A 25,533-nucleotide genomic window follows, 5' to 3' on the forward strand; every position below is an offset into this window, starting at 1 on the left:
CACTTGAAAAATAATTCCACAAAAATAACAGCATTTCTTCTAATGGCAATACTTATTTGCGCTTGTAATGCTGTAAAAAGAGTTCCTGATGGAAAAAACCTTCTTGTAAAAAATAATATTCTTGTAAACGGAAAATCAACAAATGACGAAAATGCGATAAACCAGCTGTACCAAAAACCAAATGGTAAACTATTGGGCTATAAGCTGCGTTTAAACCTTTACAATCTGGCCAATTTAAATCCGGACTCCACTTATCAGGCCAAATTCAAAAATAATCCGGGTTTATATGAGCGTCAGTCCAAATTTTTATCAGCCAAACAAGTAGACCGCCTTGGACAGTCTTTTTTATATAAAGGAATTCACGAATTTTTAAAAAATACCGGAGAACCTCCTGTTATTATTGATACTGCCAGAACAAAAAAATCTTTACAGCGATTACGTTTTTATTATTTCAACAATGGTTACTTTAATGTTTCTACAGCTTACACCATTGACAGCATCGCCAGAAAAAAAGCCCGAATCAATTACAACATCACAACAGGCCCAGCCTTTATTTTAGACACTATTAAATCTAAAATATTAACTCCTGCCCTGGATTCGCTATATAAAACCAATACCGAGCCTTCCTTTTTAAAATCCGGAAACCAATACAAAACCACTGATTTGGAGGAAGAAAAAAACAGAATCACCACCTATTACAGAAATCATGGTGCCTATTTTTTTCAGCCCACTTATGTAACGTTTGATATTGATACTATTGGTAAAAAAAATAAAGCCGATATTACTTTAGTAATCAACAACAACACCATACAGGAAAGAGATTCAAGCAGAACTGAGCCTTTTAAGCTTTACACCATAAGTGATGTTAACATCTATACCGATTATTCGCCTGCCAATGCCAAAAGTCAGATTAACGACAGTATAACGTACAACAACTTTAATTTATACAGCTACAAAAAACTAAAGTATAAACCGCGAGCTATTACAGACGCTATTTTCATCACCAAAGGAAGCACTTTTTCTGACACAAGAACCACGCTTTCTTCACGGTATCTCAACAATCTTAAAATTTTCAATTATCCCTCCATACAATACGAAGTAGACAAACGTGACCCCGCACAACAGTCCTTAATTGCAAAAGTGTATTTAACACCCAGAAAAAAATACAGTTTTGGATACACATTAGACTTTACCCATTCCAATATTCAGGATTTTGGTATAGGAGCCAGCGTCTCCGAAACGATTCGAAATGTATTTAACAGAGCCGAAACACTTGAAATTTCGGCACGTGCCAATATTGGTTCGTCTAAAGACATGGCTAATCCAAACAATAACTTTTTTAATGTTTCAGAATACGGGGTAGATCTAAAACTGAACTTTCCAAGAATCCTGATGCCTTTTGGAACCGAAAAAATTATTCCGAAAAGAATGATCCCTTCTACCTCTGTAACAGCTGGTTTCTCAAAACAGCAGAATATAGGTTTGGACAAGGAGAACTTTACAGGGGGACTTTCGTACAACTGGTCGCCTAAAAGACACAATACGGTAAAATTCGATTTATTAAACGCACAATATGTTCGAAACCTAAATCCGAATAACTATTTTAACGTTTATAAATCTTCCTATAACGAACTAAACAGTATTGGTAAAGATTACAATACCAACACCAGTTATTTTGATAACGATACCGATAAAAACTTAACTATACCTGACGGAACTACTGGCTTTACGAATGATGTACTAAACGGCAGAACCGATTTAGCTCCGGGAGATCCTCAATATAAAGATGTAGAAAGTATTGAAGAAAGAAGGGTTCGTTTAACCGAAAACGATTTTATTCTGGCCAGCAGTTATACTTTTACCAAAACAACCAAAAAAGACCTGGCCGACAATACCTTTTACCAGTTTAAAACAAAAATTGAATCAGCCGGGACTTTATTAACCGCCATTTCGAGTATTGGAAATTTAACCAAAAATGCAAATGGTAATTATGAAATTTTCAATCTGGAATATGCTGAATATATTAAAGGAGAATTTGATTATATCAAACACTGGGATTTTGGAAAAGAAAAAGTACTCGCTGTAAGAAGCTTCTTTGGAATCGCTATTCCGTTTGGAAACTCCAATTACATTCCGTTCTCACGAAGTTATTATTCAGGAGGATCAAATGACAACCGTGCCTGGCAGCCTTATTCACTTGGACCGGGAAGTACAAATGCCTTAAACGATTTTAATGAAGCCAATATGAAAATAGCGGCGAGTATTGAATATCGTTTTAAAGTTTTTGGCGATGTTAAAGGAGCTATCTTTGCAGACGCCGGAAATATCTGGAATGTGCTCGATAATGTCATTGACAACAAAGCAAAATTCAACAACTTAAACGATTTAGATGAAATTGCCCTGGGCTCCGGATTTGGTTTACGTTACGATTTAAGCTTTTTTGTTATTCGTTTAGATTTAGGCTTTAAGACCTATAATCCGGCGCATGACAAAGGAGACCGATGGTTTAAAGAGTACAATTTTGGACACTCGGTTTTAAATTTTGGTATAAATTATCCATTCTAATGCTAATTAATTCTTATTTTTGCAACCTAAAAACTAAAAACAACTATAAAAAAAATTACAATGGCACACAATATTAAACCCGGAGTAGCTACAGGAGATCAAGTTCAGGAAATTTTCAACTATGCGAAAGAAAAAGGATTTGCTTTACCTGCAGTAAACGTTACAGGATCTAGTACAATCAACGGAGTTCTGGAAACTGCAGCAAAATTAAACGCGCCGGTTATCATTCAATTTTCTAACGGAGGAGCTCAATTCAACGCTGGAAAAGGATTATCAAATGCAGGTGAAAAAGCAGCAATCGCAGGAGGAATCGCGGGAGCAAAACACATTCACACTTTGGCAGAAGCCTATGGTGCAACTGTAATTTTACACACTGACCACTGTGCAAAAAAACTTTTACCTTGGATTGATGGTTTATTAGATGCTTCTGAGAAACATTTCGCAGAAACAGGAAAACCATTATTCAGTTCTCACATGATCGATTTGTCTGAGGAGCCAATCGAAGAAAACATCGAGATCTGCAAAGAATACTTAGCAAGAATGAGCAAAATGGGAATGACATTAGAAATCGAACTTGGTATTACAGGCGGTGAAGAAGATGGTGTTGACAACTCTGATGTAGACAGCTCAAAATTATATACTCAACCAGAAGAAGTAGCTTACGCTTACGAAGAATTATCTAAAGTGAGCCCTAAATTTACAATTGCTGCTGCTTTTGGAAACGTTCACGGTGTTTACAAACCAGGAAACGTAAAATTAACTCCAAAAATCTTAAAAAATTCTCAGGATTTCGTACAAAACAAATTCAACACAGGACACAACCCGGTTGATTTCGTTTTCCACGGAGGTTCAGGTTCTACACTTGAAGAAATCAGAGAAGGAATCAGCTACGGAGTTATCAAAATGAACATCGATACCGATTTACAATTTGCATACACTGAAGGAATCCGTGATTATATGGTTAAAAACCTTGACTATTTGAAATCACAAATTGGAAATCCAGAAGGTCCGGATGCTCCAAACAAAAAATACTACGATCCAAGAAGATGGGTTCGTGAAAGCGAAGTAACATTCAACGCAAGACTTGAACAAGCTTTTGCTGATTTAAATAACGTAAACACGTTATAAAAAAGTAATCAGTATACAGTTTTAAGTGTTCAGTTTGAATACTTAAAACTGAGTATGACTGAACACTGAAATTTTTATTACTGAACACTGAATACTAAAAGAAATGGCTTGGTTTAAAAGACAAGAAAAAGGGATTACAACCGCTACTGAAGACAAGATGGACGTTCCGAAAGGATTGTGGTACAAATCTCCTACTGGAAAAATTATTGATGCTGACGAATTAGCAAGAAATTTATTCGTTAGCCCTGAAGATGATTTTCACGTTCGAATTGGAAGCGCAACCTATTTTGAAATTTTATTCGACAACAACGAATTTGTTGAGTTAGATAAAAACATGACATCAAAAGATCCTCTGCACTTTGTTGATACAAAGAAATATGCAGACCGTTTGAAAGATGTAATGGAAAAAACTCATCTTAAAGACGCTGTACGTACGGGAGTAGGAAAATCTAAAGGAAGAGAACTTGTAATCTGCTGTATGGATTTCGCCTTTATTGGCGGATCTATGGGAGCTGTTGTAGGGGAAAAAATTGCAAGAGGTATTGATCATGCTATCCAAAACAAATTACCTTTTGTTATGATTTCTAAATCTGGCGGGGCTCGTATGATGGAAGCTGCTTATTCGTTAATGCAATTAGCAAAAACTTCTGTAAAACTGGCTCAGTTAGCTGAAGCTAAATTACCTTATATCTCTCTTTGTACAGATCCAACAACGGGTGGAACAACCGCATCTTACGCTATGTTAGGAGACATCAACATCTCTGAACCGGGCGCTTTGATTGGTTTCGCTGGTCCGCGTGTTGTTCGTGACACTACAGGAAAAGATTTACCAGAAGGTTTCCAAACTGCTGAGTTCTTATTAGAGCACGGTTTCTTAGACTTTATCACGCCTAGAAAAGAATTGAAAGATAAGATCAACTTATATATCGATTTGATTCAGAATAATGATATTAGAAAATAGTTTTTAAGACTGTTTCAAAACATAAAATCCCAAGAAGAAATTTCTTTTTGGGATTTTTTTTATTTTATACCATATAAGTTACAGAAACGCATCATCCTGCAAGGTTTCCAAAACCTTGCAGGTGTTTTGAAGATTGCAATAGATTAAGAAGTGTTGCGTTAAAAATTGAAACCTACAAGGTTTTGAAAACCTTGCAGGAAAGAGAACAAGACGTTTGTTTATTTTAAATAAAATACTTGTCTGAAAAATTGTATTTTTGTTTTACAATTATAGTTTTACCCCAAACAAACTATTAAAAAATGTATCGTACAAAAATTGATTTGTATTTTACTAAACCTAATTTTCATTAAAGTTTTATAAATATCTTTGAACTATGAGCACAGCAACTAAACAAAACCATATTGGACGAAAAATAAGCCGTATTCGCGAACTTAAAGATATGAAGCAGGAAGCCTTAGCTCAGGCTTTAGGAACAAATCAACAGTCAGTTTCGGCTATGGAAAACAGCGAAACCATAGACGACGCCAAACTTGCAGAAGTAGCAAAAGCTCTTGGAGTAAGTGTTGAAGCTATAAAAAACTTTACCGAAGAAAATATGATCAATTATTTCAACAATTTTTATGACAACAGCTGTAATGGAGCAAATGGAATGTTTCATGCAAATTATTGCAGCTTTAATCCATTAGACAAAGTAATTGAGCTTTATGAGCGTATGGTTCAGGCAGAAAAAGATAAAGTCGAATACTTAGAGAAATTATTAAAAGACAAATAGTTTTTCAAAAACATTTGAAATTATAAAAAACCTAAGAAGCAATTTTTTTTAGGTTTTTTATAATTGTAAAATACGTCGTTCCTCTGGAACTTGTCCGTCGTGTGGCATTATTTTCAACGCATTGAAATCCGCTGCTACAAAATAATTCATTCCTACGGAATTTTATTGACAGGTAATATCTGGTCTAAATCAACAAATAAATTGAGCTGCTGCCCATATTTTATCCCTGCGGTATTTATTTCACAAAAACAGATATTACACCTTATTACAAAAACTAAGGATCTCAGAGCCTTAGCATCTCCAAAAAAAACCTTTGTTCCTCTGCCCCTCTGAATCTTTGCAGCTAAAAAAACCTACATCCCTGTCCGGATCGCTTCAACCGGATCTAAATTTGCCGCTGAAATCGCCGGCAGGATTCCGGAAATCAATCCAATAAGTGCCGCCAAAGTGGTTCCTAACATTATATTTCCAAAACTTAAAACAAATTCAAAATCTAACGCTTTTGTTAAAATGAGCGCAATTCCCCATACCATCAGCAAACCTACAATTCCGCCAATTACAGAAAGAATTATGGCCTCAAATAAAAACTGAAATAATATAAACCGGTTTTTGGCACCCAGCGATTTTTGAATTCCAATCAGATTGGTTCGTTCTTTTACCGAAACGAACATAATATTGGCAATACCAAAACCACCCACTAAGAGAGAAAAAGCACTGATAACCCACCCTACTACATTCATCTGACCTAAAATTCCATCTATAAAATCAGTAAACCCGGAAAGTACATTAATAAAAAAATTATCCATCTCGCCCGCTTTCATGCCGCGGATTGCTCTTAGTTTTTGTGCTATTTCTGCTTTATAAGCATCCATATCTACCCCTTTTACCGGCTTTAAAACGATTACTGGCGTCATAGCATCACTGTCTCCATACATTCGTCGCAGAAAATTAGCCGGAAGATACACCGAAGTATCGTTACTATCTCCAAAAAAACCAGCTCCCTGTTTGGCAATAACACCAATTACGGTAAAGCGCTGGCCATACAAACGAATATTTTTACCAATTGGATCGCTTCCTCCAAAAAGTCCTTCAGCAACCTCATACCCCAGAACAATTACAGCGGTTCCGGAGTTCGATTCCGATTCATTATAAAATCTTCCTTTATCAAAGCTTAATCCGTCGATATCGACCATTTCAAATGATGAAGGCACAATATTTACATCGGCTACTGTTTTTGAATCGTACTTTAAAGTCTCACGATTTACAAAAAGCTGATATCCCACCTGATCAGTATCATTCATAGAATTTTTCAAACCTACATACTCATCGTATTTAACATTTGGAAACTGTTCTCTTTTCCACTGCGGAATTTCCGAAGGCCCGAAACAATATTTCATTAAATAAATCGTATTTTTATCTAAACTGCTCAAATCTTTAGAGATTTTTTTATCTAAAGAATCAACAGCCGCCAGAACAGCGATAATTGAAAAAATACCAATTGTAACGCCAAGAAGCGACAACAGAGTACGCAGTTTATTATTTCGAAGAGCATTTATGGCAAAGCTCAGACTTTCTTTTAATAATCGTAAATAAAGTAACATAAGTAGTATTTTTCAACAAAGTAAAATTCAATAATTTAAAAACAAAAACCTAATAAAAGTTAACTTACTCATCAGTAGTTTTTTTTAAGAGAATGTTACACTAAAATCTTTTAAAATAATATATAAAAAAACTACTTTTGCAGTCTGAAAATCATAACTACACAATGAGCACAACTAAAAAAATACAATCAGCGTTAATATCTGTTTTTTCGAAAGATGGATTGGAGCCAATCGTTAGAAAATTACACGAGCAAAACGTAACACTTTACTCAACCGGAGGAACTCAGGATTTCATTAAAAACCTTGGAATTCCGGTAGTTCCTGTTGAAGACATCACCTCTTTCCCTGAAATTCTTGGCGGAAGAGTAAAAACGTTACACCCGAAAATTTTTGGCGGGATTTTAAATCGTCAGGACAACGAGAGTGATGTTCAGCAAATGAAAGAATTTGACATTCCTCAAATTGATTTAGTAATTGTGGATTTGTATCCTTTTGAAAAAACAGTTGCTTCAGGAGCAGGCGAACAAGATATTATTGAAAAAATTGATATTGGCGGAATTTCATTAATTCGTGCTGGTGCAAAAAATTTCAAAGACACTGTAATTGTGGCTTCAGTTAACGAATACAGCTTACTTTTAGACATCATTACAGAACAAAACGGAAGTACAACTCTTGAAAACAGAAGATTATTTGCTTCAAAAGCGTTCCATGTTTCTTCTCATTACGATGGCGCTATTTTCAACTATTTCAATACAGATGAAACGATCTACAAAGAAAGTATAGCAGACGGACAAGTTTTAAGATACGGAGAAAACCCACACCAAAAAGGATTTTTCTTTGGAGATTTTGACGCTATGTTTAAAAAAGTTCACGGAAAAGAATTATCATACAACAACTTATTAGATGTTGATGCTGCAGTTAACTTAATTGCGGAGTTCAAAACTGACGGACCAACATTTGCCATTCTAAAACACAACAATGCCTGTGGTTTAGCATCCAGAAAAACAATCAGTGAGGCTTATTTAGCGGCTTTGGCCTGCGATCCTACTTCAGCGTTTGGAGGTGTTTTAATTTCAAACACTAAAATTGATGTAGAAACAGCACAGGAAATCAATAAGTTATTCTGCGAAGTAGTGATCGCTCCGGCTTATGATGATGAGGCTGTTACCATTTTACAAGAGAAGAAAAACAGAATTATTTTAGTTCAGAATGAAGTTGAATTACCATCCCGTCAGGTAAGAACTTGTCTTAATGGTTTGTTAATTCAGGACAGAAATAATATTACGGATAATAAAGAGCATTTAAAAACCGTTACCATTACAGAACCTACTGCTCAGGAGATCGAAGATTTAATCTTTGCTTCTAAAATCTGCAAGAATACAAAATCAAACACAATCGTATTCGCTAAGAACGGAACATTGATTTCATCCGGTACAGGTCAGACTTCAAGAGTCGACGCTTTAATTCAGGCTGTTGACAAAGCAAAAGCTTTTGGATTTGATTTAAACGGCGCTTCAATGGCAAGCGATGCGTTTTTCCCGTTTCCTGACTGTGTAGAATTAGCTAAAAAAGCAGGAATAACCGCTGTAATTCAGCCGGGAGGTTCAATAAAAGACGAATTAAGCATAAATTATTGCAATGAAAATAATCTTGCAATGGTATTTACAGGAACACGTCATTTTAAACATTAATTTGTTTAACTTTGTTCGATAAATAATTTTATAACATTTTAAACCCCTAAAAAACTTATGGGATTTTTTGATTTCATGACCGAGGATATTGCGATAGACCTTGGAACCGCAAACACTTTAATCATTCATAATGATAAAGTTGTTATTGATAGTCCGTCTATTGTAGCACGTGACAGAGTATCAGGCAAAATCATTGCTGTTGGTAAAGAAGCCAACATGATGCAAGGTAAAACGCATGAAAACATCAAGACCATAAGGCCGTTAAAAGATGGTGTAATTGCCGATTTTGATGCTTCGGAAAAAATGATCAATATGTTCATTAAAAGTATCCCTGCATTGAAAAAAAGAATGTTTACTCCTGCCCTGCGTATGGTAGTATGTATTCCTTCCGGTATTACTGAGGTGGAGATGAGAGCGGTAAAAGAATCTTGTGAAAGAGTAAACGGAAAAGAAGTTTACCTGATTCACGAGCCTATGGCAGCAGCAATTGGTATTGGAATCGATATCATGCAGCCAAAAGGAAATATGATTGTTGATATTGGAGGGGGTACAACAGAAATTGCCGTTATTGCATTAGGTGGTATTGTATGTGACAAATCTGTAAAAATTGCAGGTGACGTTTTCACCAATGACATTGTATATTACATGCGTACACAGCACAACCTTTTTGTTGGAGAAAGTACTGCTGAAAAAATTAAAATTCAAATTGGAGCGGCTATTGAAGATTTAGACGGGCCGCCAGAAGATATGTCGGTTCAGGGTAGAGACTTACTTACCGGTAAACCAAAACAGGTAGATGTTTCTTACCGTGAAATTGCAAAAGCTTTAGACAAATCGATTCAGCGTATTGAAGATGCTGTTATGGAGACATTATCGCAGACTCCTCCTGAATTAGCTGCCGATATTTACAATACCGGTATCTATTTAGCCGGTGGAGGATCTATGTTAAGAGGTCTTGACAAACGTATTTCTCAAAAAACAGATTTACCGGTTTATATTGCCGAAGATCCGTTAAGAGCAGTTGTTAGAGGAACCGGAATGGCCCTTAAAAACATCGCGAAATTTAAAAGCATCTTAATCAAGTAAGATCAAAAATAACAATCATTATACTTTTATTAAGGCCGGATTCTGTAATTTGGCCTTAATAAAATTTGAAACCTTAAAGCATATCCTGAAACAAAATAACCAGACAAGAAATGCAGCAAATTTTTAATTTCATTATAAGAAACAGTAATCGATTGCTGTTTTTGCTGCTTTTAGGTATTTCGTTGACGCTCACCATTCAATCACATTCCTACCACAGAAGCAGAATAATAAGCTCTGCCAATTTTTTAAGCGGTGGCGTTTACGAAAGAATCAACCACGTAAATGAGTACTTGAATTTAAGAGCAGAAAATGACGAGCTTGTACTTGAAAACGCAAGGTTAAAAAGTCTTTTATTTAATAAACAAGACACTACCAAAGCACCACTGCCGGACAGTATCAAAGGTGTTAAACCTGCTGATATTATCGTTTCAAAAGTAATTCACAACTCTTACAATACTCACGAAAACTACATCACCCTTAATTCAGGAAAAAATGAAGGTGTTAAGCAGGACATGGGGGTTATTAACAGTTTAGGAATTATTGGAGTTGTAGACAACACTTCTGCAAACTACTCTACCGTTGTGAGTATTTTGAATATGAAGTCCCACATTAACGCTAAAATCAAAAAATCAAATCATTTTGGTTCCTTAACCTGGGACGGAAAAAGTACCGGATTTGTTCAGCTGGAAGATGTTCCAAGACTAGCTTCTATCCGAAAAGGCGACACTATTGTTACCGGAGGACAATCGGTAATTTTCCCGGAAGGTATTAATATCGGAACAGTAGATGTGATATACAAAAAAGAAAACACCAGTTTTTATGTTATCAAGGTTAAGTTGTTTAACGACATGACGAATCTGGGACATGTATACATTATCAAAAGTAAAGACAGAGAAGAACTTATTAATTTAGAAAACAAAAGCAAAGAAAAAGATGAGTAGCGCTTTGTTGGTAAATATTTTTCGATTTATTATGCTGCTGGCAATTCAGGTGGTTATTTTTAACAACATGAATTTTTTAGGCTACATAAGTCCTTTTCCGTACATTTTGTTTATTATTTTATATCCGGTAAACAGCAACCGAACCGGATTAATAATTTCGAGTTTTTTACTTGGACTGGTCATGGATATGTTTTGTAATTCGGGAGGAATTCATGCTACGGCCTGTGTAATACTCTCCTACTACCGACCGTATATTTTTAAATTTTCGTTTGGATTGAGTTATGAATACCAGACCATTAAACTAAATGAATCTTTAACACCTGAGCGGTTCTCATTTATATTAGTATCTGTTCTGTTACATCATATTGTACTCTTTACACTGGAAGCTTTTCAGTTTAAGTTCATAATAGATGTTTTACTAAGGACACTCTTTAGTACCATTTTTACTATAATCACTTCAATTATAATAATCTATATTATTAAGCCCAATAAACGATGAGAAAAGTTCTGCTGCCCTCTTTAATTATTATTGCAGCATCTTTGCTAGTGATTCGGATATTTTATCTGCAGATTATTGACGATTCCTTTAAACTGAAATCAGAAAGTAATGCGATAAAAAAAGTTTATGACTATCCTGAAAGGGGCTACATCTATGATAGACACGGGAAACTTCTCGTTGCCAATCAGGCTTCTTATGATATCATGGTTATTCCAAGGGAGGTAAAAAAAGATTTAAACATTGCAGAATTCTGCGCACTTCTAAACATTACTCCTGAAGATTATCATAAGCGTATTGAAAAAGCAAAAGTATACAGTCCAAGACTTCCATCTGTGTTTTTATCGCAATTGAATAAGAATGAATTTGCTGCTTTTCAGGAGAAAATCAGAAAATATGATGGTTTTTATTTCCAAAAAAGATCTCTTCGTGATTATGAAGTAGATTATGGCGCCAATATTTTTGGTTCTATTACACAAGTAAATGAAGGCCAGATTGCAAAAAATCCTTACTATAACAGTGGAGATTTAATTGGAAGACAAGGTGTAGAAGAGAGTTATGAAGAAATATTGCGAGGTATTAAAGGCGTTAAATACATTCAAAAAGACAAATACAATAGAGAAATTGGCTCTTATAAAGAAGGGAAATATGATACGATTGCCGTTGCCGGAGAAGATATCACTTTAACGATTGATGCTGCACTTCAAAAATATGGCGAGGAATTAATGATCAACAAAAGAGGTGGAATCGTTGCGATTGAACCAAAAACAGGCGAAATTTTAGCACTTGTTACCGCTCCATCTTACGATCCCGGAATTTTAGTAGGAAGACAAAGATCTAAAAACTATACGCTGTTATATAATGATTCTATCGCAAAACCATTGTATGATAGAGGTCTTTTAGCAGAGTATCCTCCTGGTTCTCCATTTAAAATTTTAACCGGTCTGGTTGCACTTCAGGAAGGAGTTGTAAACGAACAAACCACTTTTATGTGCCATCATGGTTTTAGTTATGGCGGAGGCCGTTTCATGAAATGTCACGGTTTTGGGCCACATCAACTGCATAACGGAATTTACAATTCCTGTAACACTTATTTCGGACAAGCCTATATGTTAACTATTAACAAATATAAAGATCCTGGACAAGCTGTTGATGTTTGGAGCAGTCATGTGAAAAGTTTCGGTTTAGGACAGTTTATGGGATATGATTTACCAACCGGAAAAAGAGGAAACATTCCAACTTCTAAAACTTATAAAAGAATTTATCCTAACGGAGGATGGAGAAGCTCGACCATTGTATCTAACGCAATTGGACAGGGTGAAGTCTTAATGACTCCTATTCAGCTGGCCAATATGATGGCCACTGTTGCCAATCAAGGGTATTATTACACCCCTCATATTATCAAGAAAATTGAGGACGAAAAAATTGATGCTAAGTTTACAACAAAACACGTAACTACTATTGATCAGAAATATTTCCCACCAGTTATCAGCGGATTATTTGATGTATATAACAAAGGTACAGCTTATGCTCTTAGAGTAAACGGAATTGATATTTGCGGTAAAACAGGTACTGCCGAAAACTTTGCCAAAATTAATGGCAAAAGAACACAACTTAAAGACCACTCTATTTTCGTCGCTTTCGCACCAAAAGACAATCCCAAAATTGCAATTGCAATTATGATTGAAAATGGAGGTTTTGGAGCAACAGTTGCAGGTCCGATTGCGAGTTTAATGATCGAGAAATATCTAAGAAACAAAATCACAAGAACAGACTTAGAAACAAGAGTACTAAACAAGAGTTTAGTTGCTGAATATGCGAAACTAGGCGGAATAAATGAAGCAAGCAAAATCGAATCAGTACCAAAAGATTCTGTTTTACAGGCAAAAATCATAAAACCAAAAATACCCGTTCCCGTTACAGCGGCACCAAAAACTGAAGTTAAAAAAACAGCGGTAGACACTACTAAAAAAAACTAACAAAGATTATTTCAAATGAAAAATCAAAGTGTAAAAAATAATATAGACTGGATAAGTGTCTTTATCTACATTGCGCTGGTAGTATTAGGGTGGCTGAATATTTACTCATCATCGTTATTATCCACTGATGGAACGTATCAAAAACAATTAATCTTTATTGGATGCACCATTCCGTTAATTTTTGTTGTGCTTTTTGTTGACGGAAAGTTTTATGAAAAATACGCCAGTATAATTTTTGTCGCCGCATTACTGTCTCTGGCAGGTTTGTTTTTATTTGGAAAAACCATTGCCGGCCAGCGATGCTGGTATGCCATTGGAAGTTTTACATTACAGCCTTCGGAATTTGCAAAGGCAGCTACCTCATTAGCACTGGCGAAATATTTAAGTGACACACAAATTAACCTAAAAGAAACCAACAGGCAGTTACAGGCTCTTGCCATCGTATTTCTTCCGGTAATGCTTATTTTACCACAGCCCGATCCCGGAAGCGCCTTAATTTACAGCGTTTTTATTCTCGTTTTATTTAGAGAAGGACTTCCTTCGTGGTATGTCTGGACCGGCTTCATCACCATTTTATTATTTGTACTAACACTGGTCTTAGAGCCTTATGTGGTTATTTTAATTTCATTAGGGGTGCTGATGATCATACATTTTAAAGGAAGAGCAGTTGACCGAAATATCATCTTAAGTGCTATTTTACTGGTTCTTATTTCTGGTTTTGTATTTTCAGTAGATTATGTATTCGACAATGTTTTCAAGCAGCACCACAGAGACCGTTTTAATATTCTTTTAGGAAAAACGGTCGATATGAAAGGTATTGGCTATAACACGAATCAATCTGAAATTGCTATCGGATCCGGAGGATGGGTTGGAAAAGGATTTCTGGAAGGAACACAAACCAAAGGAGGATTCGTTCCTGAACAGCATACCGATTATATTTTTACAACCGTTGGTGAAGAATGGGGATTTGCAGGCTCTCTGGTTGTTATTCTACTCTTTACCGGGTTGTTCTTAAGAGTCATTTATTTAGCCGAAAGACAAAAGACTAAATTCAGCAGGGTTTACGGCTATTGCGTTGCAGGAATTCTCTTTATTCACTTCTTTGTAAATATCGCCATGGTTATTGGTATATTTCCAACAATTGGAGTTCCTCTGCCTTTCTTTTCTTACGGAGGCTCAGGATTATGGGGATTCACTATTTTATTGTTTATCTTCTTAAAAATGGATGCCAATAAGGTAAACGAATGGTAAGAAGGGAATATTAAAAAAATTGAAATTCCAAAATCCAAATTCAAACTTTATTATCGATTATAATCAGAAGTTAATCTTTAGCACATTGCAGTTTAATTCCTCTGTCATTATAAAAAAAGTCCGAAGTTTATTAAATACTTCGGACTTTTTTATTTTATATCTTTTAAATTTTATATCTGTTCGTGTGGTCTCTTTTTTAAAAGCTTTAATAAAACCGGGAATGTAGAAATGATAATGATAATAATGATAATGTATTCAATATGTTCTTTCAAATCGATTCCTTTCTGCAAGAAAACCCCATAAAGGTAATGTCCGGCAAAGATTAGAATAAACGACCATAAAAAAGAACTTAAAATATTATAGAACATAAATTTCTTTTTATCCATAGAAACTATTCCTGCAATAATCGGAGCAAATGTTCTGAAGATTGGAAGGAAACGGGCATAGATAATAGCTTTACCTCCATATTTTTCGAAGAAATCTTTAGACTGTAAAAGGTATTTTTTCTTAAACCAGAAAGTATCTTCTTTTTTAAACAAATAATAACCGCTTTTTGCCCCAAACCAATATCCGGTCATATTTCCTAAAACCCCCATAATGGCAACGGCCGTAGAAAGCAGAAACACATTTATAAAATCACCCGGAATATAAACTACATTTTGAATCAGATCGCGGCTGTAAATACCTGCTAGAAAAAGCAAACTGTCTCCCGGCAGAAAAAAACCTGCGAAAAGTCCTGTTTCTGCAAAAACAATAAACAGAACAATAAACAACCCAATTTCAAAACCTCCGATACTTAAAGTTATATAAAATTCAGGGTTTATTAACTGAGTCCAATCAAAATTAGTCATAAATGAATTTGGTTATATTTATAAGTTGGTGAAATTAACAATAATTTGCCTTAACCACAATTAAATGGAATATTTTAAAGATAAATTAACTAATTGAAAAAGCCCGGATAACCGGGCTGTAAAATTATTTTTCTCTTTCGTACTTACAGCAGGAATGCAGATTTTCATAATCAGCATCTGTTGCTTTGATCTCTTTTGTATCATGGCCTGCTTTTGCAATAGCCGCATTTAAATCTTTCGTTGAAGACTTCTCTTCGTTTAAAATGACCGCCAGTTGATGGGAACTGATATCCCACGATGCTGTTTTTACCCCCGGCACTCCGTAAGCTGCTTTTTCAATACGTTTTTTACACTGCTCACAATTACCATTTACTTCGGTAGTGTATTTTAAATTTTTATTTTTCTTAGTCTGTGCCTGGGCCGAAAATCCGAAAAAAGAAATCACGGCAATTAAAATCAAGTTTTTCATTTGTCTATTATTTAGTGTTATAAATTTATTATTGATATTGATATTGATATTGATATTGTTATCGAACATCTATTTTATTTTAAACCGGAGCCCCGCATAATACATCTGTCCAAAAATAGGCGCATAGGCCACCGAAGCATCAAAATTGGGTCCAAACGGATTATCGGCCCCTAAAATAGCTTTCTGCTGTTTATAATTCCCTATGTTTTCTCCCCCTATATACACCTCAAAAACAGGCGAAAAAACTCGTGTAACCTGTGCATTCATAACTACATAAGATGGTGAAAAGTCAGGAAACTGATCTTCTTCAGGATTGGAAGCCGTATAGGGCAGCTGCTGTTTTCCCGACCAGTTAAAGGTGTAATCAAATTTCCATTGTTTAGTATCATTAAGACTGGTTTCGTATTCTAAATTCCCCAGAAAACGGTGTTTAGCCTGAAGCGGACGCTGGAAAGTTCCTCTCAGATAATCTGTCTGGATATCATAATACTTATAAGCAGTTCTTAGATTCAGGTTATGAATTAATTCATAATTAAATTCAACCTGCAGACTGTTGGCAAACGAACTTCCTTTTAAATTATAAAACAAAACTTCCTGAGGACTCTGCATAATATCGACTACCGCCTGATTTTGAAAATCGGTTCGGTAAAGATCAAATCCGGCCTCGGCATTTTTATTAAAAAGCCGGAACTTTTGCGAAAAACTAAGTCCGTAATTCCAGGCAATTTCCGGATTTAATCCATAAATTTTCCCGCTATTATCCAAAATACTAAATGTTCTGGAACTGGCAAAAAGCTGCTGATTCTCGGCAAAAATATTGGCAGAACGTTTTCCTCTTCCGGCAGAAAAACGAATTACCCCATTTTTCCACGGATTGTAACGCATGTGCAGACGAGGCGTTACAAAAACACCTAAACGATTATGATTATCAACCCTTCCGCCCAGAATCAGACTAAAATTATCGGTATTGTCGTAGGTATATTCGAAGAAAGCTCCAACCGAGTTGTCAATTCGGCTGTAATCGGTAACATTTACAAACTCCTGATACTGGTCGTATGCAAAATTCAGTCCCGTGGTAAATTTATGCATGGTATTATTGATAATCGAATTGAAAATTAAATTCGAATAAAAACTATTCTGCTTAATGTCGTACTGGTTTAAACCAAAATAAGAATCCTGTTTATGGCTGTTAAAAGCATTTTGAAAACCAATGCTCTGAAAAGGCATATCCGGGAATACATACCCAATTTTAGTCGAAACATCAAAACGTTCTGTATTAATTTCTGAACCCCAGTGATTTGTAGTACCGCGGTCACGATCTTTATCAAAATCAAGCTCTCCCGTTTGTTTTTTATCATTCATATACCTGAAATTAATAAAACTCACCAAACCGCTCTCGGCATCATAATACTGATAACGGTTTAAAACATTAACTTGTTTTCCCAACGGATTATCCAGAAAACCATCATCATTCATATCGTTTTTAGCTACCCGGGCATTGCCATGAACAAACAAACTTGTCGCCCATTTATCGGACAGTTTCTTATTAAAATGAGTATTCAGTTCAAATCTTGAATCGGTAGAACCATAAGCATTGAGGAAAAACGGAATGTCGTTTAGCGGTTTTAAAAGCTCTGTATTAATTTGTCCTGAAATACTTTCATAACCATTCACTACACTACCCGCTCCTTTGGTAATCTGAACACTTTCTATCCAGGTTCCGGGCGTAAATGATAGTCCGTAAGCCTGCGAAGCTCCCCGTACAGAAGGAATATTTTCTTCCGTAATCATTAAATACGGACTGGTCAGCCCGAGCATTTTAATCTGTTTTGTTCCGGTTAAAGCATCCGAAAAATTCACGTCAATTGACGGATTTGTTTCAAAGCTTTCAGCCAGGTTACAGCAGGCCGCTTTTAAAAGTTCTTTACTGGTAATTAATGATGTATTTGAAGTAAGGGTATAGGATTTTTTAATTCCTTTTTGCTTTTTTGTAATTTTCACTTCCTCTAAATCTTCCTGTGAAAACACAGAAACCGAAAGCAAAAACATCACAAACAGCATGATATTTTTTTGCATAAAAAAAGACTTTAATGTTATTTAGAAATTTCTGTTTCATTATTTCCCAACAGATCAGGAAATACAAACAGTTCATTACAAGCCATAAAAAAAGGCTTGATTCTAAACATTAAAATCAGTAATAAAAAATGTATTGATTGTATAATTTGAATAAGGGGGGCGCATTCGCATCTGAATAGTACGAAATAACCTGATTGTTTTTGAAATTTGGAACAGACAAAAACACCATAGGTTTGTATTCCTGAATTACCGCAGGAAATGCCAGCTGAAAAAAGAAAACCTTAAATGTGGCATCATCTGATTTTTTTTCGAGATGTACCACTTTGTCCTTGCAGCAGGAGTCTTTTCCTTCCTTAACACCGCAGCATTTTTTTTCAGTTGATGCCGAAACAGAAGTATTTAAAGAAACAGAAGCAATTTTTCCTCCGCAATAATGCACATCAAAAGCAAACCCAATGTTGGAAACCAACAGCAGGACGGCCAAAAACAATACGGTGCATTTCTTTAAACTCATACTGCAAAAGTATCTAAAAAGACCTGAATAAAAATCTAATAAAATGTTATTTTTTCAAACTCTGAAGCTGATAATAAAACGCGGGAATAAAAAGCAGTACAAAAAGAGGCTGAATAATAAATCGGCGGACGTAAAATAAAAGCCAGCTGTTTTCAGAAAAATAATCTGTAATTATAAAAAACATCCCCAAAAGAAAAACTAAAAAAAACAGATACAAAAACGAACTGAAAGCCACCATGCCTTTATCTCTAAAAAGATTATAAATCAATATAAGCGATAAAACCGTATTTAAAAAATACCGGAAAAGCAGACTTAAAAACAACCGCACTGTATCGTATTCCGGCAGCGGCAGATTATTAAAATCGGAATCAAAATACATCAGGAAGGGATCATAAAACAAACTGTTTTCAAATGCCCTTATCAATCCAAAGCAGATGATAACCAATACAGAAATAAAGATTTTTGTTTTTTGTTCTTTTATTCTACTTGGCATATTTAGAAAATTTACTGACCCAGATCACCCATAAAATAAAAACAGTCCCGTATATTATTAACGGAAAAAGAACGCCATGCAAAAAGTGCGTGTTCTCAGGGAAATGAAACAAAAGAATCGTCAACAAAGCAATTCGCAAAACATTCAGAATATAGATCAGGACAATTCCGGACAATATATACAAAATTGTAACTTTAATTTTTCCGGAAAATGCTGCTATAAAAGAAACAAACAAAATAACAACACTCACCGCATTACAGCCTTCTATAATACGAATGGGATATTTTCCCTCAAACCGTACATCGAGCCATGGACTTGAAATATTCTTCTGAATGCTGATATCATAATGGAAAATTTTAAGCAACTGCTCCACGTTCAGACCTACAACATTGGTTAATCCATCTACTTCATTCGCAGTAAAACTGTTCAAATAATATTTATATAACAGCGTTAAAGCAATATATACTGCAAAAAATGTCCCTATAAAAATTAAAAACGGTCTGAATTGGGTTAAATATTTTCTCAACAGATTTTTTTTTCAAATTTATGTATTTTTTGAGTTTAGCTTTAGATACTTTTGTATAAAATTTTCAAATCATGACATTTCAGGAATTAGAACCAAAAATAAGCGCTATAGTAGCTGATAACAATAAAGTTAGAGACGAAAAACTATTGGCAGTCTGCCAATTATTACACGAGAACGTAGACTATTATAACTGGGTAGGTTTTTACTTTGCTAATCACGAAAACAAAACCCTTCACTTAGGTCCTTATGTAGGAGCTGAAACAGATCATACGGTTATTCCGTTTGGAAAAGGAATCTGCGGCCAGGTTGCCGAAAGTAATGCTAATTTTGTAGTGCCCGACGTAAAAGCTCAGGATAACTATATCGCCTGCAGTTTAACCGTAAAATCTGAAATTGTAGTGCCTTTATTTGTTAACGGTATCAATATTGGCCAAATCGATATAGACAGCCACGTAATTGATCCGTTTACAGAAGCTGACGAAAGATTCCTTGAATTTGTTAATCAGGAAGTTGCCGGATTATTCTAAAAATCTTATTTTTAGTACAAAAAAGGCCTGAATGAAAAACAGCATTCTCATATTATCTTTTCTTATAATTTCTACCGGTCTCTCTGCACAAATTAATTTGGTCTCGAAAAAAATTTTTCTTGACTCATTGTACCGTGAAACAACCCCCGAAAATTACGCTTATACCAGAGTAATAACCAATTATTCCCAAAAAAGCGTTCGTTACGTGGTAACCGATTTTTATAAGAACGGGAGAAAGAAAATGACTGGAGCCACTTTAGACCGGGATATCCTTAAGAAAGACGGAGAGTTTATTTATTATTACAAAAACGGAGCAAAAGAAGCGGTTGTAAATTATGCTGATGACCATAAGTCCGGTAAAGAAATTAACTGGTACGAAAATCAGAGTAAAAAATCGGAAAAACAAAACAGCTGGGATTTAAAGACTAAAAAATCTCAAACACTGATTCTTAATGCCTGGGATGAAAATAAAAACCAGACCATAACGGATGGGAATGGTGAATATGAAGAAACGGAAGGATTTATAACTCAAAAAGGAGAACTCAAGAATGGCTTAAAACAAGGTGTCTGGCAGGGAAATGACAAAATCCGTAAAATTTCATTTACTGATAATTATGATAAAGGAGTTTTAATTTCGGGGTTCAGCATAGATGATAATAATGTAAAATTCTCCTATTCTTCTTTAGCCGAAAAACAAACGGGTAAAAGATCCTTAAAGGAAAATAAAAAACAGTTGTAATTAAACACTTTAAGTCAAAAAAAGTCTTCAAATCATCAAAAAAGAATTCCTTACGGGCTTATTTTCAGATTCTTTTATTTTTTTTTGATTTTTCTGTTTTTTTAATCTAATTTTGCACCCGTCTTACAAAAGTTGTATGACATACATAAAAATCATTAAATAATATTGGAATGTATTTAACTAAAGAAAAGAAAGAAGAAATTTTTGCACAACACGGTGGTGCAACAAACACAGGAAGTGCAGAAGGACAAATCGCTTTGTTCACTTACAGAATCGCTCACCTAACTGAGCACTTAAAAAGAAATCGTCACGATTACAACACTGAGCGTTCTCTTGTACTATTAGTAGGTAAAAGAAGAGCTTTGTTGGATTACCTGAAAAAGAAAGATATCAACAGATATCGTGAGATTATCAAAGTATTGAATATCAGAAAATAATCAATATAGAAAAGAGGTGCGAAAGTGCCTCTTTTTGTTTTTACATTACACGCATACTATTACAAGAAAAAAAGTTTGGTTTTTCATTGGGTTTTAGATAACAACAACTACACACAACAACAACTACAACACAACTAAAACCCATTGTATAATCAAAAAGGAAAAATTTATGATTCCACAAGTTTCACAAGAAATTATCGATTTGGGAGATGGAAGAAGCATCTCAATCGAAACAGGCAAACTAGCCAAACAAGCTGATGGTTCAGTTGTTGTAAGACAAGGAAACTGTATGTTGTTAGCAACTGCAGTATCTGCAAGAACATCTAACCCAGGTGTTGATTTTTTACCTTTAACAGTAGATTACCGTGAAAAATTTGCAGCTGCAGGACGCTTTCCCGGAGGTTTCTTTAAAAGAGAAGCAAGACCAAGTGACAGCGAAATCTTAACAATGAGATTAGTAGACCGTGTTTTACGTCCGCTTTTCCCAGACGATTACCATGCAGAAACTCAGGTTATGATTCAGTTGATGTCTCATGACGAGAATGTTATGCCGGATGCATTAGCAGGTTTAGCAGCTTCTGCTGCATTAGCCGTTTCTGACATTCCATTTTACAACTTAATTTCTGAAGTACGTGTTGCACGTATCGACGGAAAATTAGTAATCAACCCAAGCAGAGCTGAATTAGAAAACTCAGACATCGACATGATGATTGGAGCTTCTTTAGATTCTGTTGCCATGGTTGAAGGAGAGATGAAAGAAATCTCTGAAGCTGAAATGATCGAAGCTATTAAATTCGCACATGAAGCAATTAAAGTTCAAATTGAAGCACAGCAAAAATTAAGAGCAAAATTAAACTCTCAGGAATACAGAACTTACGAAGGTGAAGTTGAAGACGAGGCTGTTTACGCAAAAGTAAAAACTGCTGCTTACGATAAATGTTATGCCATTGCTCAGGAAGCGTCAGGAAAAGCTGAAAGAGGTGAGAAATTCGCTGCTGTAAAAGAAGAAGCAAAAGCTTTATTTACAGAAGAAGAATATGCTGAAAATGCAGATCTTGCCGGTTTAGTTGGAAAATATTTCTACAAAACCAACAAAGAAGCGGTTCGTAACGTAATTCTTGAAAAAGGAATTCGTCTGGACGGTAGAAAAACTACAGAAATCAGACCAATCTGGTGTGAAACTGATTATTTACCATCTGTACACGGTTCTTCTTTATTTACACGTGGAGAAACTCAGGCTTTGGCAACTGTAACTCTTGGAACATCAAGAGAAGCAAACCAAATCGATTCTCCATCTGAGCAAGGTGAAGAAAAATTCTACTTACACTATAACTTCCCTCCTTTCTCTACTGGTGAAGCAAAACCATTAAGAGGAACTTCAAGAAGAGAAGTTGGTCACGGTAACTTAGCTCAAAGAGCTTTAAAAAATATGATTCCTGCAGATTGTCCTTACACTATCCGTGTGGTTTCTGAAGTTTTAGAATCTAACGGTTCTTCTTCTATGGCAACTGTTTGTGCCGGAACAATGGCGCTTATGGATGCCGGAGTTCAAATGGTAAAACCAGTTTCTGGTATTGCTATGGGATTAATTACTGACGGAGAGAAATTTGCTGTATTGTCTGATATTTTAGGTGACGAAGATCACTTAGGAGATATGGACTTTAAAGTAACCGGAACTGCTGATGGAATTACAGCCTGCCAAATGGATATCAAAATCGAAGGATTACGTTATGATATCATGGAACAAGCCTTAGCTCAGGCTCGTGACGGACGTTTACATATTTTAGGAAAATTAACTGAAACAATTGCTGCTCCAAGAGAAGACGTTAAAGCTCATGCACCAAAAATCATTACCAGAACTATTCCTGGCAACTTTATTGGCGCTTTAATCGGACCTGGAGGAAAAGTAATTCAGGAATTACAAAAAGCTACAGGAACTACTATTGTTATTAACGAAGTAGACGAGCAGGGTATCGTTGAAATCTTAGGAACTGACCCTGACGGTATCAAAGCTGTATTGGCTAAAATTGACGCTTTAACTTTCAAGCCGCAAATGGGAGAGGCTTACGAAGTAAAAGTAATCAAGATGCTGGATTTTGGAGCTGTAGTAGAATATACTGCCGCACCAGGAAACGAAGTATTGCTTCACGTATCTGAATTAGCCTGGGAACGTACTGAAAATGTTGCTGACGTGGTTAAAATGGGAGATATTTTCCAGGTGAAATACTTAGGAATTGATCCTAAAACTAAAAAAGAAAAAGTGTCTAAAAAAGCACTTGTTCCAAGACCTCCGCGTGAGGAGAAAAAAGAGTAATCAGATCTTAGTTTACTAAAGGTTTATTCATAGAAAACCCCGATTCATGTATTTGAACCGGGGTTTTTAAGTTTTATTCCCTTCAGATTTTAGTTTAATTTATCCATTAAACCATTTGTGCCTCCTGATTGATTTACCTTCCCGAATTAAATAAGCATGATAAGAACTAGGAACATCATGTGTCCATTTAGGCAAAAAATAAACGATCAGATAAACATCAATATGACCTATTATCCCAAAAAATACTGCAAGAAAAAAAGGAATCCCAGCGTGACCAAAACCAATCATAGAAACAAAGGCGGCAAGCAATGTTATCCCCCATAATTTAGATAAAATCGCATGAGTACAGGTTTCTTTTCCAAATTTCAGAAAACTAAAAACATACGTTAGACCTTCCATTATAAAAATTGAAATAATAGCATATTTATAATCCATAACAATCTCCGGATTTAATAACCAGGCACACCAGCCTGCACAGAGCCAGAAAACCAAATCAACCTGACTATCCATTCTACGCAACTTTTCTGATGACACACCAACTTTCCGGGCAATAATACCATCAAAAATATCAGTTAATAACCCCAATATCATTAATGACACTAAAATCATTCTAACATAAACAAAATTGCTATTCGCAATTAAAATCATTACAAAACCCAGCAATAATCGAATACTAATAAGTAATAGAGGAACTTTTTTCATTTTTATAATATTAATTTATTGTCGGTAAACAATTCCAAACATCAGACTTTGGGAACCAAAATTCTTTTCAACCTGATCATTAAAAAGACCATAGGGCGACCATTGATAATGACATTGCAGTCCGGTATTTCTATAATTCAGCTTAATTCCCTGCGAAAGATAAAATGTAGTCAAAACTTCTTTTGTGTGTTCTCCGTCTCCAAATTCTAATTCTCTTGGAGCATTATAAAAGTTTAAAGCCAAACCAATTCCGGAATTCCATTCTAAATTAAAATCTGTTTTTCGTTGAGATAACGGAATAACTTTTGAAAAACGCGTCCCTATGTTTATCGCAAAATGACTTGATTTGTATTGCACAATTGAATCCCGATATTTAAAATTGACATTTACAGGATCTTTTGGTACAAAAAAATTAAATCCAAAATCTACAAAATCTTCCCGATTCAGTTTATTTCTAAACCAAAATCCAAATGAAGGCGATAAATCAAATTTATTAGAAAGTTTACCAATTGGCTGTACAAAACCAGCTTCAACATAAACCCTCTCGTAATCATCAGATGAATTTTGAGATTGATTTTGAGCAAGTGCAAATTCTGAAAACATAAGAATCAACAGTATTAAATATCTTCTCATGATTTACCAATTTAAAAAAGGCATAGACCTTTTATTATTTATATTCCAAAGCCCCAATTGAAAACCCTTAGAGTTTGATTTATTCAAAACACCTATCTGCACACCTTTATTCATTCTGGTTTGATTAAAAATCCCCAGATGCAGTCCGCTTAATTGATAGGATTGATTATAAATTCCAACTGTTAAACCTGTCAAATTATTATTAGCATTATAAATCCCAGCAGAAAGGCCGTTTTGATGATCCGCAATTGTTCCTAAAACCGTAAGCGAAAGGCCGTTAAAATCATTAAATTTATTTCCCGCAGAAATATTTACCCCATTCATGCTGGTAGTAGTAAAAAAACATCCTGAACTAACATTTAAACCATTTAATTTTAAATGAGGGGAGTAATTCATATTCTTAACCCTATAGTAATCTTCAGTACTTTTTATACTATCCGATTTTTTATTATTCTTAATAATCTCTGGCAGATAAACTAATGACATAAAAGCCATAAATGCTCCAACAACCGGCGCAGGGTTAATTTCTGCATTTATACCATTAATAGTTTGATTTGCAACATGTTTATTTTCAACATGCCCTACCCCAAAAACCAATCCGTTTACTTTATCTACATTTTTAGACATTGGGGAAAGACTGAAAATTTGCGAATGCAACATGACAGAATCATTTTCAGCAAGGGCGGCATTCTGACCGTAAGAACATCCAAAAACAAAACTTAGCATTACTAAAACTGATGTTTTCATAAATCATTATTTTAAAGTTACAGGACAAACCTAT

The 25,533-nt window shown here is 35.1% G+C and carries 24 protein-coding genes; 14 read left to right on the forward strand and 10 right to left on the reverse strand.

Annotated features, from left to right (window positions below):
• Nucleotides 1-3: 3 nt before the first annotated feature.
• The 4 genes from tamL to ACODST_RS00875 all read left to right on the forward strand — a co-directional run bounded on the left by tamL (nt 4) and on the right by ACODST_RS00875 (nt 5,426).
• On the forward strand, nt 4-2,565 hold the full coding sequence (tamL, locus tag ACODST_RS00860) for a translocation and assembly module lipoprotein TamL (protein ID WP_488930224.1): 2,562 nt from the start codon (nt 4-6) through the stop codon (nt 2,563-2,565).
• 60 nt (nt 2,566-2,625) lie between these two features.
• On the forward strand, nt 2,626-3,693 hold the full coding sequence (gene fbaA / locus ACODST_RS00865; RefSeq protein ID WP_012023542.1) for a class II fructose-bisphosphate aldolase: 1,068 nt from the start codon (nt 2,626-2,628) through the stop codon (nt 3,691-3,693).
• Between the two features lie 103 nt (nt 3,694-3,796).
• Complete coding sequence (gene accD / locus ACODST_RS00870; protein WP_488930225.1) at nt 3,797-4,654, forward strand: acetyl-CoA carboxylase, carboxyltransferase subunit beta; 858 nt, start codon at nt 3,797-3,799, stop codon at nt 4,652-4,654.
• Between the two features lie 373 nt (nt 4,655-5,027).
• Complete coding sequence (locus ACODST_RS00875) at nt 5,028-5,426, forward strand: helix-turn-helix domain-containing protein (RefSeq protein WP_488930226.1); 399 nt, start codon at nt 5,028-5,030, stop codon at nt 5,424-5,426.
• Between the two features lie 353 nt (nt 5,427-5,779).
• On the opposite strand, the gene ACODST_RS00880 is transcribed toward ACODST_RS00875, so the two are convergent.
• Nucleotides 5,780-7,027: an ABC transporter permease gene (locus tag ACODST_RS00880; protein WP_488930227.1), complete on the reverse strand. Its 1,248-nt coding sequence runs from the start codon at nt 7,025-7,027 to the stop codon at nt 5,780-5,782.
• Nucleotides 7,028-7,191: 164 nt separating this feature from the next.
• Between ACODST_RS00880 and purH the strand changes: the two genes are divergently transcribed.
• From purH to rodA, 6 genes are all read left to right on the forward strand, one after another.
• Entirely contained in the window at nt 7,192-8,718 is a 1,527-nt protein-coding gene (gene purH, locus ACODST_RS00885; RefSeq protein WP_488930228.1) for a bifunctional phosphoribosylaminoimidazolecarboxamide formyltransferase/IMP cyclohydrolase, read from the forward strand.
• Between the two features lie 57 nt (nt 8,719-8,775).
• A complete protein-coding gene (locus ACODST_RS00890) occupies nt 8,776-9,804 on the forward strand; it encodes a rod shape-determining protein (RefSeq protein WP_008466528.1) in 1,029 nt (342 codons plus the stop codon).
• Nucleotides 9,805-9,914: 110 nt separating this feature from the next.
• Entirely contained in the window at nt 9,915-10,745 is an 831-nt protein-coding gene (gene mreC, locus ACODST_RS00895) for a rod shape-determining protein MreC (RefSeq protein WP_488930229.1), read from the forward strand.
• Nucleotides 10,738-11,244, forward strand: coding sequence for a rod shape-determining protein MreD (locus ACODST_RS00900; protein WP_488930230.1), 507 nt, complete (start codon nt 10,738-10,740; stop codon nt 11,242-11,244). Before mreC ends, ACODST_RS00900 begins: the two co-directional genes overlap by 8 nt.
• Entirely contained in the window at nt 11,241-13,220 is a 1,980-nt protein-coding gene (gene mrdA / locus ACODST_RS00905; protein ID WP_488930231.1) for a penicillin-binding protein 2, read from the forward strand. The genes ACODST_RS00900 and mrdA overlap by 4 nt, the downstream gene beginning before the upstream one ends.
• A gap of 15 nt (nt 13,221-13,235) precedes the next feature.
• On the forward strand, nt 13,236-14,471 hold the full coding sequence (rodA, locus tag ACODST_RS00910; RefSeq protein WP_488930232.1) for a rod shape-determining protein RodA: 1,236 nt from the start codon (nt 13,236-13,238) through the stop codon (nt 14,469-14,471).
• 170 nt (nt 14,472-14,641) lie between these two features.
• Here rodA and ACODST_RS00915 read toward each other — a convergent pair whose 3' ends face one another.
• From ACODST_RS00915 to xrtF, 6 genes are all read right to left on the reverse strand, one after another.
• Nucleotides 14,642-15,322 (reverse strand): DedA family protein, encoded by a 681-nt coding sequence (locus ACODST_RS00915; RefSeq protein WP_488930233.1) that lies wholly within the window; start codon nt 15,320-15,322, stop codon nt 14,642-14,644.
• Nucleotides 15,323-15,446: 124 nt separating this feature from the next.
• Nucleotides 15,447-15,791 carry a heavy-metal-associated domain-containing protein gene (locus tag ACODST_RS00920; protein ID WP_488930234.1) on the reverse strand — a complete coding sequence of 115 codons (345 nt, stop codon included), beginning with the start codon at nt 15,789-15,791 and terminating at the stop codon, nt 15,447-15,449.
• Between the two features lie 69 nt (nt 15,792-15,860).
• Nucleotides 15,861-17,867 carry a TonB-dependent receptor plug domain-containing protein gene (locus ACODST_RS00925; RefSeq protein WP_488930235.1) on the reverse strand — a complete coding sequence of 669 codons (2,007 nt, stop codon included), beginning with the start codon at nt 17,865-17,867 and terminating at the stop codon, nt 15,861-15,863.
• 115 nt (nt 17,868-17,982) lie between these two features.
• Nucleotides 17,983-18,381, reverse strand: coding sequence for an HYC_CC_PP family protein (locus ACODST_RS00930; RefSeq protein ID WP_488930236.1), 399 nt, complete (start codon nt 18,379-18,381; stop codon nt 17,983-17,985).
• Between the two features lie 46 nt (nt 18,382-18,427).
• Nucleotides 18,428-18,874: an exosortase F system-associated membrane protein gene (locus ACODST_RS00935; RefSeq protein ID WP_488930237.1), complete on the reverse strand. Its 447-nt coding sequence runs from the start codon at nt 18,872-18,874 to the stop codon at nt 18,428-18,430.
• On the reverse strand, nt 18,864-19,400 hold the full coding sequence (gene xrtF, locus ACODST_RS00940) for an exosortase family protein XrtF (RefSeq protein WP_488930238.1): 537 nt from the start codon (nt 19,398-19,400) through the stop codon (nt 18,864-18,866). The genes ACODST_RS00935 and xrtF overlap by 11 nt, the downstream gene beginning before the upstream one ends.
• Before the next feature lie 71 nt (nt 19,401-19,471).
• On the opposite strand from xrtF, the gene ACODST_RS00945 reads away from it, so the two are divergent.
• The 4 genes from ACODST_RS00945 to ACODST_RS00960 all read left to right on the forward strand — a co-directional run bounded on the left by ACODST_RS00945 (nt 19,472) and on the right by ACODST_RS00960 (nt 23,417).
• The gene (locus tag ACODST_RS00945; protein ID WP_488930239.1) at nt 19,472-19,927 is read left to right on the forward strand and encodes a GAF domain-containing protein; all 456 of its coding nucleotides are present in this window, start codon (nt 19,472-19,474) and stop codon (nt 19,925-19,927) included.
• Nucleotides 19,928-19,958: 31 nt separating this feature from the next.
• A complete protein-coding gene (locus ACODST_RS00950) occupies nt 19,959-20,666 on the forward strand; it encodes a toxin-antitoxin system YwqK family antitoxin (RefSeq protein ID WP_488930240.1) in 708 nt (235 codons plus the stop codon).
• Nucleotides 20,667-20,836: 170 nt separating this feature from the next.
• The gene (gene rpsO, locus ACODST_RS00955) at nt 20,837-21,103 is read left to right on the forward strand and encodes a 30S ribosomal protein S15 (RefSeq protein ID WP_488930241.1); all 267 of its coding nucleotides are present in this window, start codon (nt 20,837-20,839) and stop codon (nt 21,101-21,103) included.
• A 169-nt stretch (nt 21,104-21,272) separates the two neighbouring features.
• The gene (locus ACODST_RS00960) at nt 21,273-23,417 is read left to right on the forward strand and encodes a polyribonucleotide nucleotidyltransferase (RefSeq protein ID WP_488930242.1); all 2,145 of its coding nucleotides are present in this window, start codon (nt 21,273-21,275) and stop codon (nt 23,415-23,417) included.
• Between the two features lie 99 nt (nt 23,418-23,516).
• Here the strand turns inward: ACODST_RS00960 and ACODST_RS00965 are convergent, their stop codons facing one another.
• The 3 genes from ACODST_RS00965 to ACODST_RS00975 are packed head-to-tail and all read right to left on the reverse strand — an operon-like array spanning nt 23,517 to nt 25,499.
• Nucleotides 23,517-24,119, reverse strand: coding sequence for a CDP-alcohol phosphatidyltransferase family protein (locus ACODST_RS00965; RefSeq protein WP_488930243.1), 603 nt, complete (start codon nt 24,117-24,119; stop codon nt 23,517-23,519).
• A 15-nt stretch (nt 24,120-24,134) separates the two neighbouring features.
• Entirely contained in the window at nt 24,135-24,752 is a 618-nt protein-coding gene (locus ACODST_RS00970; protein ID WP_488930244.1) for a hypothetical protein, read from the reverse strand.
• A 3-nt stretch (nt 24,753-24,755) separates the two neighbouring features.
• Complete coding sequence (locus ACODST_RS00975; protein WP_488930245.1) at nt 24,756-25,499, reverse strand: LA_2272 family surface repeat-containing protein; 744 nt, start codon at nt 25,497-25,499, stop codon at nt 24,756-24,758.
• Nucleotides 25,500-25,533: the final 34 nt, after the last annotated feature.

The sequence above is a fragment of the Flavobacterium sp. FG19 genome, from assembly GCF_057809475.1.